This window comes from Actinophytocola sp., from assembly GCF_050699935.1.
Lineage (GTDB): Bacteria > Actinomycetota > Actinomycetes > Mycobacteriales > Pseudonocardiaceae > Actinophytocola.
In genome coordinates, this window is record NZ_JBOHGB010000067.1 from 1 (window position 1) to 13,444 (window position 13,444).

Annotated in this window: 15 protein-coding genes; 12 read left to right on the forward strand and 3 right to left on the reverse strand. The window is 72.1% G+C overall.

Annotated features, from left to right (window positions below):
• On the forward strand, positions 1–368 hold a 368-nt coding region (locus tag ACRDTB_RS21300), incomplete at its 5' end, for a TetR-like C-terminal domain-containing protein (protein WP_431432836.1).
• On the opposite strand, the gene ACRDTB_RS21305 is transcribed toward ACRDTB_RS21300, so the two are convergent.
• From ACRDTB_RS21305 to ACRDTB_RS21315, 3 genes are read right to left on the reverse strand one after another with little or no spacing between them, the layout of a single operon-like run.
• The gene (locus ACRDTB_RS21305) at positions 365–1,111 is read right to left on the reverse strand and encodes a sterol desaturase family protein (protein ID WP_431432838.1); all 747 of its coding nucleotides are present in this window, start codon (positions 1,109–1,111) and stop codon (positions 365–367) included. The genes ACRDTB_RS21300 and ACRDTB_RS21305 overlap by 4 nt on opposite strands.
• A 4-nt stretch (positions 1,112–1,115) precedes the next feature.
• On the reverse strand, positions 1,116–1,841 hold the full coding sequence (locus ACRDTB_RS21310) for a FadR/GntR family transcriptional regulator (RefSeq protein ID WP_431432840.1): 726 nt from the start codon (positions 1,839–1,841) through the stop codon (positions 1,116–1,118).
• A gap of 41 nt (positions 1,842–1,882) precedes the next feature.
• Positions 1,883–2,245, reverse strand: a complete 363-nt coding sequence (locus ACRDTB_RS21315) for an ArsR/SmtB family transcription factor (RefSeq protein WP_431432842.1) — start codon at positions 2,243–2,245, stop codon at positions 1,883–1,885.
• 20 nt (positions 2,246–2,265) lie between these two features.
• On the opposite strand from ACRDTB_RS21315, the gene ACRDTB_RS21320 reads away from it, so the two are divergent.
• The 11 genes from ACRDTB_RS21320 (at position 2,266) to ACRDTB_RS21370 (ending at position 13,327) form a co-directional block, all read left to right on the forward strand.
• Positions 2,266–3,174, forward strand: coding sequence for a cation diffusion facilitator family transporter (locus tag ACRDTB_RS21320; RefSeq protein ID WP_431432844.1), 909 nt, complete (start codon positions 2,266–2,268; stop codon positions 3,172–3,174).
• A 269-nt stretch (positions 3,175–3,443) separates the two neighbouring features.
• The gene (locus ACRDTB_RS21325) at positions 3,444–4,442 is read left to right on the forward strand and encodes a helix-turn-helix transcriptional regulator (RefSeq protein WP_431432846.1); all 999 of its coding nucleotides are present in this window, start codon (positions 3,444–3,446) and stop codon (positions 4,440–4,442) included.
• A complete protein-coding gene (locus ACRDTB_RS21330) occupies positions 4,439–5,413 on the forward strand; it encodes a helix-turn-helix transcriptional regulator (RefSeq protein ID WP_431432848.1) in 975 nt (324 codons plus the stop codon). Before ACRDTB_RS21325 ends, ACRDTB_RS21330 begins: the two co-directional genes overlap by 4 nt.
• 141 nt (positions 5,414–5,554) lie before the next feature.
• Complete coding sequence (locus ACRDTB_RS21335) at positions 5,555–5,818, forward strand: bacteriophage holin (protein WP_431432898.1); 264 nt, start codon at positions 5,555–5,557, stop codon at positions 5,816–5,818.
• Entirely contained in the window at positions 5,805–6,155 is a 351-nt protein-coding gene (gene tatA, locus ACRDTB_RS21340) for a Sec-independent protein translocase subunit TatA (RefSeq protein ID WP_431432849.1), read from the forward strand. Before ACRDTB_RS21335 ends, tatA begins: the two co-directional genes overlap by 14 nt.
• 18 nt (positions 6,156–6,173) lie before the next feature.
• Positions 6,174–7,124: a twin-arginine translocase subunit TatC gene (tatC, locus tag ACRDTB_RS21345; protein ID WP_431432851.1), complete on the forward strand. Its 951-nt coding sequence runs from the start codon at positions 6,174–6,176 to the stop codon at positions 7,122–7,124.
• 29 nt (positions 7,125–7,153) lie between these two features.
• Positions 7,154–8,056, forward strand: a complete 903-nt coding sequence (locus ACRDTB_RS21350; RefSeq protein WP_431432853.1) for a diacylglycerol/lipid kinase family protein — start codon at positions 7,154–7,156, stop codon at positions 8,054–8,056.
• 29 nt (positions 8,057–8,085) lie between these two features.
• Positions 8,086–10,908, forward strand: coding sequence for a DEAD/DEAH box helicase (locus ACRDTB_RS21355; protein ID WP_431432855.1), 2,823 nt, complete (start codon positions 8,086–8,088; stop codon positions 10,906–10,908).
• Positions 10,909–11,022: 114 nt separating this feature from the next.
• Positions 11,023–11,676: a DUF4333 domain-containing protein gene (locus tag ACRDTB_RS21360; RefSeq protein ID WP_431432856.1), complete on the forward strand. Its 654-nt coding sequence runs from the start codon at positions 11,023–11,025 to the stop codon at positions 11,674–11,676.
• Between the two features lie 63 nt (positions 11,677–11,739).
• Positions 11,740–12,048, forward strand: a complete 309-nt coding sequence (locus tag ACRDTB_RS21365; protein ID WP_431432858.1) for a DUF4333 domain-containing protein — start codon at positions 11,740–11,742, stop codon at positions 12,046–12,048.
• A gap of 40 nt (positions 12,049–12,088) precedes the next feature.
• Entirely contained in the window at positions 12,089–13,327 is a 1,239-nt protein-coding gene (locus tag ACRDTB_RS21370) for a GNAT family N-acetyltransferase (RefSeq protein ID WP_431432860.1), read from the forward strand.
• Positions 13,328–13,444 lie beyond the last annotated feature (117 nt).

The window sequence follows — 13,444 nt, forward strand, 5'->3', positions numbered from 1 at the left end:
GGTACATCGCGTTCGCGCGGGCGCAGCCGGGCCTGTTCCGCACGGTGTTCTCGTGGGAGGGCCCGCTGCGCGACCCGGACAAGGCGCTAGAGCACGACCCGTTCAGCATGCTGCTGGCGTCACTCGACGAGCTGGTGGCGGTCGGCTACCTCAGCGCCGAGCGGCGGCCGCTCGCCGAGGTGGCGGCCTGGTCGGTGGTGCACGGGCTGTCCACGCTGCTGGACGGGCCGCTGCGGGAGATGCCGGTGGAGATGCGCGAGGAGGCGGTCGTCAAGTCGATGCTGATTCTCGCCCACGGCCTGGCCGGCAACGGCCTCACCCCCGAACAGGAGGCCCTGCTGACCGACGAGATGCGCACGGCGGTTTAGTTCGCGGCCGCCTCGCGGGAGTGCAGGGCGCGGACCGTCTTCGAGGTAGTGACTCCCTCCGGGTCGGGGTGGGTGCGCAGGACCCGGTCCGCGGTGCCGGACGTGGTCACCGTGAACCAGTAGTGCTCGTTCTTGTAGTGGTGCAGCCGGTGGTTGCGCCAGATCGCCCGGTACAGCCGGGTCCGCGGCCGGTAGTCGCTGTGGATCAGGTAGTGCACCCACTCGTAGCCCAGGCCCAGCGCCGCCGCGGTCGTCAGGAAGGTCAGCCCGAGGCCGAACCGGGGGTAGGCGAGCAACGCGATCGCGGTCGTCGAGGCCAGCAGCCACAGCTGTACCTGCCACGGGATGAACACGAGCGGCACGTCCCGCGGGTCGGCGTGGTGCGCGCGGTGCTTGCGGGACACCAGCGGGTCGAGCACGACCCGGCCGACCCGGCGCGGCCGCCAGTGCAGCACGCACACGTGCACGACCCACTCGAAGAACGGGAAGGCCGCCACCATGATCACCGGCGTGATCGCGTCGGTCACGCGCCAGTCGCCGACGATCAGCCGGGCCGTCACGGCGCCGGCCAGCACGGTGGCGAGCATCCAGGGCGACGGATGCCGCCAGAACATCCGGGCCGCGTCGCGCAGGCTGGTGGAGCGGCGTCGGGAGCCCGTGATCGCGGCCTCGTCCGCGCGGACCTGCGCCCGCGCGCGGGCGTCGACGTCGTCAGTCACGTCGTCAGTCACGTTGTCGGTCACGGCGTCATTCCTCCTGTTCCTCCAGCGTCCGGATCACCGACAGCAGGCCCCGGGTGCCCGCGCCGAGCAGGTCCTCGGCGAGGCGGCGGGCCTCGGGGGCGTCGCCGGCCACGATCGCGGTGGTCAGCGCGCGGTAGACCTCGACACGGGTGACCTCGGCGTCCATCACCGGGCCGAGCACCGCGATGGCCGGCTCGTAGGCGGCGCGCAGGCCGTTGAACATCAGCCGGAACGCGATCGAGTCGGCGCCGTCCACGACCTGCTCCCAGAACGTCAGCGCCCGCCGCTGGCGGTCGACGGAGTCGGCCGCGGCCTCGAGCGCGTCGACCGTCTCCCGCAGCGGGCCGCCGAGCCGGCGGCCGGCCCGCTCGGCGGCGAGCTCGGCCACCTTCGGACCGACGAGCAGCCGGGCCTCGAGGATGCTGCGCGCCACCGACAGGTTCAGCTCGCCGCCCGGCAGCAGGAGGTGGGGGAGCAGGTCGAGGCCCGCGTGCCGCTGGTAGTCGCGGACCGTCGTGGTGCCGCCCTGGCGGACCTCGACGAGTCCGGCCGCGGCCACCCGCTGCAAGGCCTCGCGTACCGCCGGCCGGGACACGCCGAGCACCTCGGCGAGCCTGCGCTCGCTGGGCAGCGCATCGCCCGGAGCGAACTCGCCGCTCACGACGTCGGCGAGGATCTGGTCGAACACGGCGTCCGGGACGGACCGGCGGGCGACGGGTTGCAGGGCCATGCCCGACACCATGCCGCCCAGAAGTCCGGACGGTCAAGTGGTCAGACCAACTCGTCGTCCGGAATGCCGCCGAGGTGGTGGACCGCCGCACCGATCGCTTCGTCGAGCAGGTTCCTGACGTGCGTACCGCGGGCCCGGTAGACCGCGCGGCGGCCGTCGCGGCGGGTGGCCACCAGGCCGGCCAGCCGGAGCTTTCCGAGGTGCTGGGAGACCGCCGGCCGGGCGATGCCCACCGCCGCTGCCAGGCTCGTCACGTCGTACTCCGCGCCGCACAGCAGCCAGAGCATGCGCAGCCGGGTCGGGTCCGCGAGCATCCGGAAGCCCTCGACCGCCGCGTCGACCTGGACGGCCGGTGGCAGTTGTCGCCAGTCAGGTGCTGTTGCAGTGTCGTCGCGTGCGTGCATGAGCACGTATTATGCCCCGCATGAGCCGAGGACACGGGCACGGACACGGACACGGGCACGACGTGCCGACGGACCGGAGCGGCATGCGCGCGCTGTGGATCTCGCTGGTCGTCCTCGGCGTGACGGCTGTCGTGCAGGGGGCGGTCGTCGTGATGTCCGGCTCGGTGGCGCTGCTGTCGGACACCCTGCACAACGTCGCCGACGCGCTCACGGCGGTACCGGTCGGCATCGCGTTCCTGCTCGGCCGGCGTCCCGCGACGAGCCGGTTCACCTACGGCTACGGCCGGGCCGAGGACCTCGCCGGGGTCGTGGTCGTCGCGGTCATCGCCGCCTCCGCGGTGTTCGCGGTCGTCGAGTCGACGCGCCGCCTCGCCGCGCCCGGACAGGTCGACCACCTGCTCGTCGTCGCCGCCGCGGCCGTGGTCGGCGCGGTGGGCAACGAGATCGCCGCGCAGGTCCGGATCCGCACGGGCCGGCGGATCGGCTCGGCCGCTCTGGTCGCCGACGGCCTGCACGCCCGCACCGACGCGATCACCTCGCTCGCCGTGCTGTTGTCGGCCGGTGGTGCGGCGCTCGGCTGGCGCTGGGCGGACCCGGTCGTCGGCCTCGCGATCGCCGCCGCCATCGCGGTGGTCACCTGGAGCGCGGCGCGCCAGGTGCTCGGCCGGCTGATGGACGCGGTGGACCCCGACCTGGTGGCGCGGGCCCGCGGCGTGCTCGCGAACCTCCCCGGTGTCGCGGCCGTCGACTCGGTGCGGCTGCGCTGGATCGGGCACACCCTGCGCGCCGAGGTCGACCTCGCGGTGCCGGCCGAGCTCACGCTCCGCCAGGCGCACGACGTCGCGCACGCGGCCGAGCGCCTGCTGCGGCACGACGTGCCACGACTCACCGCCGCGACCGTGCACACCCACCCCGCCGGCGCACATTAGTCCGCCTCCCCGGAATCAGTCCGCCTCCCCGGAATTCAAAGTGTTGGTTGCGTTCTGGCGAACGGTGCGGACGTGCGGTTGATTGTGGCTGGGTGCCGTCACGGTCCCCTGAGGTTCCGTTGGCCGCGTGAGACCTCACACGAATACCCACTAACCAGGGCCTGAGACGGCACACTGATCGGGGGAACGCGGTGCGAACGGACCGTTCGCACGAATCGCCGGGCGCGTTGGGAGGACTGAGCTGTGTCAGTCGGGCTAGAGTTCGAAACGTGTCCGTCGCACGCGCCGAAAGACTCGTCAACCTGGTGCTGTGTCTGCTGTCCACGCGCCAGTACCTGACCGCCGACCACATCCGGTCCCTCGTGGCCGGATACTCAGATGCGCCCACGGACGAGGCCTTCTTCCGGATGTTCGAACGGGACAAGGCCGAGCTGCGTGAGCTGGGCGTGCCGCTGGAGGTCGGCCGCAACTGGTCCTTCGACACGGTCGACGGCTACCGGATCGCCCGCCGCGACTACGAGCTCGGCGACATCGACCTCGAGCCGGACGAGGCCGCGGCGGTCGGGCTCGCCGTGCGGCTGTGGGACTCGCCCGAGCTCACCGGCGCCGCGGCGGGCGCGCTGCTCAAGCTCCGCGCCGCCGGGGTGGACGTCGACCAGGGCGTGCCGGCCGTCGTCGAGCCGAAGGTGCGCACCACCGAGCCCGCGTTCGGGCCGCTGCTCGCGGCGGTGCAGGCGGGCCGCGCGGTCAGCTTCGACTACCGCCGGCCGAACCCGACCGAGCTGCGCCGGCGCACGCTCGAGCCGTGGGGCGTGGTGTCCTGGCGCGGCCGCTGGTACGTGGTCGGCCACGACCGCGACCGCGACGCGCCGCGCTGCTTCCGGTTGTCCCGCATCGTGGGCGAGGTCGAGGCGTTCGGCCGGGCCGGGGTGGTGCGGCGGCCGCCGGACGTCGATCTGCTGACGTTCGTGTCGCACTCCAGCGACGAGCCGCCCGACACGTCGACCGTGCGGTTGTGGCTGGCGAGGAACCGGGCGGCCGGGCTGCGCCGCCGCGCCACGATCGTCGGCGAACAGACCATCGACGGCGTTCCGGGCGACGTCGTCGAGCTGGAGGTGTGGTACGCGGACTCGGCGGCCAGCTGGATCGCCGGCTACGGCGAGGACGCCGTGGTGCTCGAGCCGGAGGTGCTGCGCAAGTCGGTCCACGAGCGGCTGCTGGCGGTCGTGGGAAGTACGGTCGTGGGGAGTACGGAGGGGGGCCGGTGAGTACGTCGCAGGACCGGTTGCCACGCCTGCTGGCGCTGGTGCCGTACCTCATCGCGCGGCCGGGCATCCGCGTCGACGAGGCAGCCGCCGACTTCGGTGTGTCCGCCAGGCAGCTGCGCAAGGACCTGGAGCTGCTGTGGATGTGCGGGCTCCCGGGCTACGGGCCGGGCGACCTGATCGACCTGTCGTTCGAGGGCGACACGATCTCGGTCAACTTCGACGCCGGCATGAACCGCCCGCTGCGGCTCACCGGCGCCGAAGCCACCGCGCTGCTCGTCGCGCTGCGCACGCTGCTGGAGGCACCGGGTGTGGCCGACGCGGACGCGGTCCGCCGGGCGGTCGCCAAGATCGAGGCCGCCGCCGGGCAGGCCCAGCCGGCCGGCGTCGCGGTCGGCCTCGGCGTGCGCGAAGGCAAGAACACGGCCATGGCACGTCAGGTCGTGCATGGCGCGCTGAAGGCGAAGCGGGCGCTGCGGATGACCTACTACACGGCGTCGAAGGACGAGATCAACGAGCGCACGGTCGATCCGATGCGGATGCTGATCGTCGAGGGTCGCAGCTACCTCGAGGCCTGGTGCCGGCGGGCTGAGGGCGTGCGGCTGTTCCGCCTCGACCGCATCGACGAGGTCGCCGAGCTCGACGAGCCGGCCGCGCCGCCGCCCTACGCGGAGCCGACCGACACCACCGCGGGCCTGTTCCGCGAGCGGCCCGACCAGGACGTGGCGCAGCTGGTGCTGGAGCCGGACGCGCGCTGGGTGTCGGAGTACTACCCGGTGGAGAAGGTGACCGAACTCGAGGGCGGCCGGCTCCGAGTAAGGATGCGGTACGCGGACCTGTCGTGGATGGTCCGGCTGCTGCTGGGTCTCGGCGGGGACGTCTCCGTCGAGGAGCCGGTGGAGCTCGCGGCGGGTCTTCGTGACCGAGCAATGCGGGCGCTGGCCCGGGCCGGGCAGCTCTCGGTGACTCCGTGATCGGCCTGGACGCCGGAAGCCGGTGGCCCGACCCCACAGGGGCCACCTGACGAGCACAATTCAAAACAGGCCCGCGGTGTGCCCGGGCGCGGCTGATCCGGAGTGTTTTGAATAGTGCTCGCCCACTACGGTAGGAACGTGATGTCGTACCTGCCGACCTGGATCGTGGTCGTCGTCGGGTTGGCGCTGCTCGTGCCGGTACTCGTCCGGACGTTCCGTAACGTGCGCCGGTTCGGCGTCACGGCGGCGGCGGTGAACGCCCGGATCGGGGATCGGACCGGCACGCTCCGGGCGCGGTCCGCCGCCTTGCGGGTAGCGATGAAAGAGACCCGCGTACGGGTGAAGCACGCCTCGGCTGACGTACCATCGAACCGCCGGGGGAGACAGGAGGATGACCGTGGGTAACTTGGGTGTACCCGAGCTCTTGATCATTGCCGGGGTGATCATCCTGCTCTTCGGAGCACGGAAGCTACCGGAGATGGCGCGCTCGCTGGGCAAGTCCGCCAAGGCCTTCAAGGAAGAGACCAAGGGCATGCGCGGCGGCGACGAGCAGGACGACAAGGACGCCGAGACCCCGGCCGCGCCACCGGCACAGTCCGCCACACAGCAGCAGCTGCCCGAGGCCCAGCCGCAGACTCCGGCACAGACACCGGCACAGACGAACGGTGCCCAGGCGAGCGGTGCGCAGGCGAACGGCGCCGCGCCGGTCGAGCAGGCTCAGCAGAACAAGAACTCCGGCTGAGAGAACGGGTTCGCATCGGTGGCGCGCAAACCGCACCGCCGGGGGGACGGCCGCAGCGAGAAGAAGCATCTTCACAGCCGCCGGCACAATCCCGACGGCACCATGTCCCTTCGGGACCACCTGTACGAGCTGCGGCACCGGATCGGCCTGGCGCTGCTGGCCCTGCTGGTCGGCTGCATCGCCGGGTTCCTCTGGTTCCAGTGGCGGATCGGCCCGGTCGCGTCCCTCGGTGACCTGCTCACCGGTCCGTACTGTGCGCTGCCCGCTCCCGAGGTGCGGTTCGAGCCCACGCCGGGCCAGTGCCAGCTGTTGCAGACCAAACCGTTCGAGGCGTTCCTCATCCAGTTCAAGGTCGGCCTCGCCGCGGGCGCGGTGCTGACCAGCCCGTTCTGGCTCTACCAGATCTGGGCCTTCATCACCCCGGGCCTGTACGACAACGAGCGGAAGTTCACCCGCATCTTCGTGCTGCTGGCTTCGTTCCTGTTCACCTGTGGTGCGGTGCTCGCCTACTTCGTGGTGCCCAAGGGCCTGCAGGTACTCGTCAGCTTCGGTGGCGACACGTTCGCCACGGCGCTCGCCGCGAACGACTACATCTCGTTCGTCCTGGTGATGCTGCTGATCTTCGGGGTGAGCTTCGAGCTGCCGCTGCTGGTCACGATGCTGAACCGCATCGGCGTGCTGCCCTACCGCAACCTCCGCAAGTGGCGGCGGGGCATCATCTTCGGGCTGTTCGTGTTCGCGGCGATCGCCACGCCCGGCACCGACCCGATCGGCATGCTGGTGCTCTCCGCCGCGATGACCGTGCTGCTCGAGCTGGCCGTGCAGATCGCCCGCGTCCACGACCGCAAGAAGGGCCGGCAGGCCGTGGCCGAGGGCTGGGGCGACCCGGAGGACTACGGCCTCGAGCCCGACGACGTGCCGGAGCCGCCGAAGAAGTCCGAGCCCGCCGGCTTCGACGACGTGACCTGACGGGCGGGAGCGGGAGTGGAGCGCGGGCGATGAGGGCCGCCATGGTGGTGAACCCGGCGTCCGGCCGCGGTCGGGCCGGCCGGATCGCGGACCGGGTCGCCGCCAAGCTGCGCGGGGCCGTCGACGAGCTCACCACCGTCGCCGCGACCACGGTCGAGGAGTCGCGCCGGCTGATGGAGCGGGCACACGACACCGACCTCGACCTGCTGGTCGTGGTCGGCGGCGACGGGTCGGCCCATCAGGGCGTGCAGTTCTGCGCGGACACCGGCGTCGCGCTCGCCGTGGTGCCCGCCGGCACCGGCAACGACTTCGCCCGAACGCTCGGCGCGCCCAAGGACCCGCTGGCGGCGGCCGACGCGCTGGTCGCGGCGATCGCGTCCGGCGAGCGCACCAAGATGGACCTCGGCCGGGTCGAGGGGGGTCCGTGGTTCGCCAGCGTGTTGTGCGCGGGGTTCGACTCCGCGGTCAACGAGCGTGCCAACCGGATGCGTTGGCCGGCCGGCCCGCGTCGCTACGACCTCGCGGTCGTGGCCGAGCTGGCGAGGCTGCGCCCCGCGCGGCTGAGCGTCGTCGAGGACGGCACGCACGCCGAGCACGAGGCCACCCAGATCGCCGTCGGCAACACCCCGTACTACGGCGGCGGGATCCCCATCTGCCCGGACGCCGACCTGACCGACGGGCTGTTCGACATCACGCTGGTCGGCCGGGCCGGCCGGTTCGACCTGGTCAAGATGCTGCCCAAGCTGCGGACCGGCGAGCACGTGCGCCACCCGCTCGTCACGTGCTCGCGCGCCCGCGAGATCCGCCTCGCCGGTCCCGGCGGCGCCGGCAACGGCTGGGTGGCCTACGCCGATGGGGAGCGGATCGGTCCGCTTCCGGTTGCGATCAGCTGCGTGCCGGGCGCGCTCACGGTGGTCGGCCGACGGAGCTGACCTCGTGGGCGTGTGAAAGCCTTGAGGACGTGGCCACCAGCCCTTCTTCGTCTTCGGCCCAGGCTTACGCGGCGTCGCGGCGTCGGTCCAGCTACCCCAAGCTGACCGAGTTCGTCCAGCAGCTGCCCTTCGAGCTCGACCCGTTCCAGGACCAGGCTTGTGCCGCGCTGGAGGACGGGCACGGCGTGCTGGTGTGCGCGCCGACCGGGGCCGGCAAGACCGTGGTGGGCGAGTTCGCCGTCCACCTCGCGCTCGCCGAGGGCCGCAAGTGCTTCTACACCACGCCGATCAAGGCGCTGTCGAACCAGAAGTACGCCGACCTGGTGGAGCGGTACGGCACGAAGCTGGTCGGCCTGCTGACGGGTGACACGTCGGTGAACGGCGGCGCGCCGATCGTCGTGATGACCACCGAGGTGCTGCGCAACATGCTCTACGCGGGCTCGTCCACGCTCGACGGGCTCGGCTACGTGGTCATGGACGAGGTGCACTACCTCGCCGACCGGTTCCGCGGTGCGGTGTGGGAGGAGGTGATCCTGCACCTGCCGGACTGGGTGCGGTTGATCAGTCTGTCCGCCACCGTCAGCAACGCCGAGGAGTTCGGCGACTGGCTCGTCGAGGTGCGCGGTGACACGACGGTCGTCGTGGACGAGCACCGGCCGGTTCCGTTGTGGCAGCACATGATGGTGTCCGGCCGGCTGCTGGACCTCTTCGTCGGCGAGGACGCCGACGCCCACCCGCGGATCAACCCGAACCTGTTACGCCGCACCGAGGACGCGACCCGGCAGCAGACGTCGTGGCAGGGTCCGCGCCGGGCTCGCGGACGCAGCGCGCCGCAGCGGGGCCCGCGGTCCCGGCCGCCCTCGCGGGTCGACGTGGTGTCCCGGCTCGACGGCGCGGGGCTGCTGCCGGCCATCGTGTTCGTGTTCAGCCGGGTCGGCTGCGACGCGGCGGTCGGCCAGTGTGCGCGGTCGGGGCTGCGGATGAACACCGACGCCGAGGTCGCCGAGATCCGCCGCATCGTCGACGCGCGCACGAGGGACCTCGCCGACGCCGACCTGCGGGTGCTGGGCTTCTGGGAGTGGCGCGAGGCGCTGGAGCGCGGGTTCGCGAGCCACCACGCCGGGCTGCTGCCGGCGTTCAAGGAGACCGTCGAGGAGCTGTTCGTCCGCGGTCTGGTGAAGGTGGTGTTCGCGACCGAGACGCTGGCGCTGGGCATCAACATGCCGGCGCGCACGGTCGTGCTGGAACGGTTGGTGAAGTACAACGGCGAGGCGCACGTCGAGCTGACCGCGGGGGAGTACACCCAGCTCACCGGGCGGGCCGGGCGGCGCGGCATCGACATCGAGGGGCACGCCGTCGTCATCTGGGGGCCGGGGGTGGACCCGAAGACGGTCGCCGGCCTCGCCTCGACCCGAACCTACCCACTGCGCTCGTCGTTCCGGCCCGCCTACAACATGGCGGTGAACCTGGTCGACCGGCTCGGCGCCAGGGCCGCGCGCGAGCTGCTCGAGCAGTCGTTCGCACAGTTCCAGGCGGACCGGTCGGTGGTGGGCCTGGCGCGCCGGATCGAGCGCAACCGCGAGGCGCTCGAGGGCTACGAGGAGTCGATGACCTGCCACCTCGGCGACTTCACGGAGTACGCGGAGCTGCGCGCGAAGCTGACCGAACGGGAGAAGTCGTTGTCCCGCAGGAACGCCGCGGCCCGGCGTGCGGAGGCGGCGCGGTCGCTGGAGGCGCTGCGCAAGGGCGACGTGATCGCCGTGCCGTCCGGCCGCCGGGCCGGGCTCGCGATCGTGGTCGACCCGGGCGTGGACCCGACGGGCGACCCGCGGCCGTTGGTGATCACCGAGGACCGGTGGTCCGGGCGGCTGTCGGTGGCCGACTTCCCGACTCCGGTGGAGGCGCTGGGCCGCGTCAAGCTGCCCAAGCAGGTGGACCTGCGCTCGCCGCGGTCGCGCCGGGACCTCGCGTCGACACTGCGCAACACCGGCATCGAGGCACCGGGTCGCTACCGGCGCCGTACCGACGGCAGCGGCGAGGACGCCGAGCTGGCGGCGTTGCGCCGGGCGTTGCGCGCGCATTCCTGCCACGGCTGTGAGGACCGCGAGGTGCACGCACGCTGGGCGGAGCGGCACCGCCGGCTGCGTGCGGAGACCCAGCAGCTGGAGCAGAAGGTCGCAGCGACCACGCACTCGCTGGCCCGCGCCTTCGACCGGATCCGGGCGCTGCTGACCGAGCGCGGCTACCTCGCGTCCGGCGATCGCGGCGAGGGCGAGGGCGGCGAGGGCGAGGGCGGCGGCCGAGCGGCTGAACGACGCGAACGATCGAGTGCGGTGACTGACGCCGGCCGGCGGCTCGCGCGGATCTACAGCGAGTCGGACCTGCTCGCGGCCGAGTGCCTGCGCCACGGCGTCTGGGACACGCTGACCCCGCCGGAGCTCGCGGCGGTCGTGTCCGCGCTGGTGTTCGAGGCGCGCCGGGACGGGCCGGCCGAGCCGCGGGTGCCGGCGGGGCCGGTGACCGACGCGCTGGCCGAGACCGCGCGGCTGTGGGCGGCGCTGGAGGCCGACGAGCGGCGGCACAAGCTGGAGCGGACTCGGCAGCCGGACGCGGGGTTCGCCTGGACCGTGTACCGCTGGGCGCGCGGCGAGTCGCTGGAGCGTGTCATGACCGCCGCCGAGTCCGCGGGCAGCGAGATCTCGGCCGGCGACTTCGTGCGGTGGTGCCGGCAGGTGATCGACCTGCTCGACCAGTTACGCGACGTGATGGGCAAGGCCCACCCGGTCGGCGCGGCCGCGGACGAGGCCGTGCGGGGCATGCGGCGCGGGGTCGTGGCGCTCGGTACGGTGTGACGATGCCGTGCTTGGGCCAGTCGGCGGGGAATCGCGTGGCGGCGTACACGCGACGCACACCGGCCGATATGGTTTGATCCGCGCAGAGCAGACCCGACCTCGCGGAGGCGAACGATGACCAGCCCCTACGGGCCTCCCGGTGGGAACGACCCGCAGCAGCAGTGGGGACAGCAGCCCTACGGCGGCGGTCCGACCCCGGGCACGCCTCCTGGCGGGTCCCCGGGCCAGGGCGGTTACGGGCAGCCTCAGCAGCCGTACGGACAGCCGGACCCGTCGCAGCAGCCGTATGGTCAGCCGGACCCGTCGCAGCAGCCGTACGGCGGGTACGGGCAGCAGCCGACGCAGCAGTACCCGTACCAGCAGCAGCCCTACGGTGGGTACGGCCAGCAGCCCGGTTACCCGGGCCAGTCGCCGTACGGGCCGCCGCCGAAGAAGGGCGGCGCGTGGATCTGGGTCGTCGTGGTCGTCGTCGTGCTGGCGGCCGGCGCGTTCGGCGTGCTGGGCTTCGTGACGCCGGGCTTCCTGACCAAGAAGGTGTTCGACGAAGCCGCGCTGCAGGGCGACCAGGGTGTGAAGAAGATCCTCGTGGAGAACTACAACGAGCCCGCCGAGGAAATCACCGATGTGGACTGCCCGGCCGACCAGGAAGTCAAGCAGGGCAACACGTTCGAGTGCACGGTGACCATCCGCGACGAGAAGCGGACCGTCAAGATCACCGTCGTGAACGACGAGGGCCAGTACGAGGTGTCCACGCCCGAAGGCGGCTGACGCACGATACGCTCGGCACCCAATTGTCCGGGTTCCGGAGGGAGTCGTGTGCGTCGTCGGGTCGTGGGTTTCGTTGCGGTGCCGGTGTTTCTGCTCGCTGGGTGCGGTGAGGACAGCGTCGAGCTGCCCGAGGTGCCGGATGTCGAGCTGCCCTCGCCCGACGTGCTGAACGAGCAGCTCCTCGAAGGCGCCGACGGCGTGGCGAAGATCCTCGAGCAGGAGTACCAGCTCACCGACGTGGGCGAGGTCGACTGCCCGGCCGAGCTCGCGCTCGAGGTCGACTGCACGGTCACGGTCGCGGGGCAGGAGAAGACCGTCACCGTGAGCGTGCTCAACGAGAACGGGGAGTTCGAGGTCAGCCCGCCGGAGTAATCGGTCGCGGCGCGGCGTCGGAGAAGGGCATCATCGGCGGATGACCCAGACCCTGTCGCCTGCCCGGGACACCGAGTTCGAGTACCGGGCGGTCCGGGACGACGAGCTGCGGGTGGCGAACGACGTCTTCCGCGAGGCGCTGCACGACGAGCCGCTCAACGACGAGAAGTGGGCGATCGCCCGGAAGATCTACGAGCCGGGTCGCACCTACGGCGCCTTCGCCGGCACCACGATGATCGGCTCGGTCACCTCGTTGTCCGCCGGCATGACGGTGCCCGGCGGCGCGGTCCTGCCCATGGCCGCCGTGACCGCGGTCGGCGTGCGCACCGACCACCGGCGGCGCGGCGCGCTCACCGGGATGGTGCGCCTGCAACTCGCCGAGATCGCCACGGCGGGTGAGGTGTTCGCCGCCCTGCACGCCAGTGAGCCGACCATCTACGGGCGCTTCGGTTACGGCGTGGGCACCCGCGTCCACACCATGCGCGTGCGCTCGCCTCGGGCGCGCATGCGGCCCGAGGTGCCGACCGCCGGCACGGTGCGGCTGCTCACCAGGGACGAGGTGATGACACTGTTGCCCGAGGCCTACCCGCGGCTGCGGCACACCCGCGCCGGGATGATGAGCCGCTCGTCGCACTGGTGGGTCCTCGGCTACGAGTACCGCATGGCGCACGGCTACTTCCGCGCCGCCGCGCACTACGACCCGGACGGCGTGATCGACGGCTTCGTCGGCTACCGGCCGAGCCAGTTCCCCTCCGACGACCCGCGCGTCGGCGCCTCGATCGCGGTGCTCGACTTCATGGCCGCCACCCAGCACGTCGCCAACGACCTGTGGCGGTTCCTGCTCGGCATCGACCTGGTCGAGGAGGTCACCGTCTACGTGCGGCCGACGGACGACCCGCTCGACGCGATGCTCGTCGACCTGTACGCGATCCGCGGCGAGCAGGAGGACGAGCTGTGGGTGCGGGTCGTGGACGTGCCCGCCGCGCTCGGCGCGCGCACGTACGGCCCGGCCGACCCGGTGGTGGTCGAGATCGTGGATCAGTTGCTGCCCACCAACGCCGGCCGCTACCTGATCAGTCCACAAGGGATGGAGCGGACCGGCGCGCCGGCCGCGCTCACGATGAGCGCGGAGGCGCTCGGCATGATCTACTTCGGCACCTGGCGCCCGTCGACGCTCGCCGCGATCGGCCGGCTCACCGGGCACGACCCGGCCGCGCTCGCCGCGGCCGACCGGCTGTTCGCCACGGACCGCCCGTCCTGGTGCGGTAGCTTGTTCTAGCCCGCCTCTCCGGAATCAAAAGTGTTGGTCGCGTCCCAGCGAACGGTGCGAATACCGGGTTGATCGTGGCTGGCCGCCGTCACGGTACCCCTGAGGTCGCGCTGGTAGGCACAAGAC

What these genes read in the sequence shown, in the direction of transcription:
- ACRDTB_RS21335 (WP_431432898.1), top strand. Translation starts at nt 5,555, where the DNA reads ATGTCGTACCTGCCGACCTGGATCGTGGTCGTCGTCGGGTTGGCGCTG.
- ACRDTB_RS21350 (WP_431432853.1), top strand. Translation starts at nt 7,154, where the DNA reads ATGAGGGCCGCCATGGTGGTGAACCCGGCGTCCGGCCGCGGTCGGGCC.
- tatA (WP_431432849.1), top strand. Translation starts at nt 5,805, where the DNA reads ATGACCGTGGGTAACTTGGGTGTACCCGAGCTCTTGATCATTGCCGGG.
- ACRDTB_RS21360 (WP_431432856.1), top strand. Translation starts at nt 11,023, where the DNA reads ATGACCAGCCCCTACGGGCCTCCCGGTGGGAACGACCCGCAGCAGCAG.
- ACRDTB_RS21315 (WP_431432842.1), bottom strand. Translation starts at nt 2,245, where the DNA reads ATGCACGCACGCGACGACACTGCAACAGCACCTGACTGGCGACAACTG.
- ACRDTB_RS21320 (WP_431432844.1), top strand. Translation starts at nt 2,266, where the DNA reads ATGAGCCGAGGACACGGGCACGGACACGGACACGGGCACGACGTGCCG.
- ACRDTB_RS21310 (WP_431432840.1), bottom strand. Translation starts at nt 1,841, where the DNA reads ATGGCCCTGCAACCCGTCGCCCGCCGGTCCGTCCCGGACGCCGTGTTC.
- ACRDTB_RS21370 (WP_431432860.1), top strand. Translation starts at nt 12,089, where the DNA reads ATGACCCAGACCCTGTCGCCTGCCCGGGACACCGAGTTCGAGTACCGG.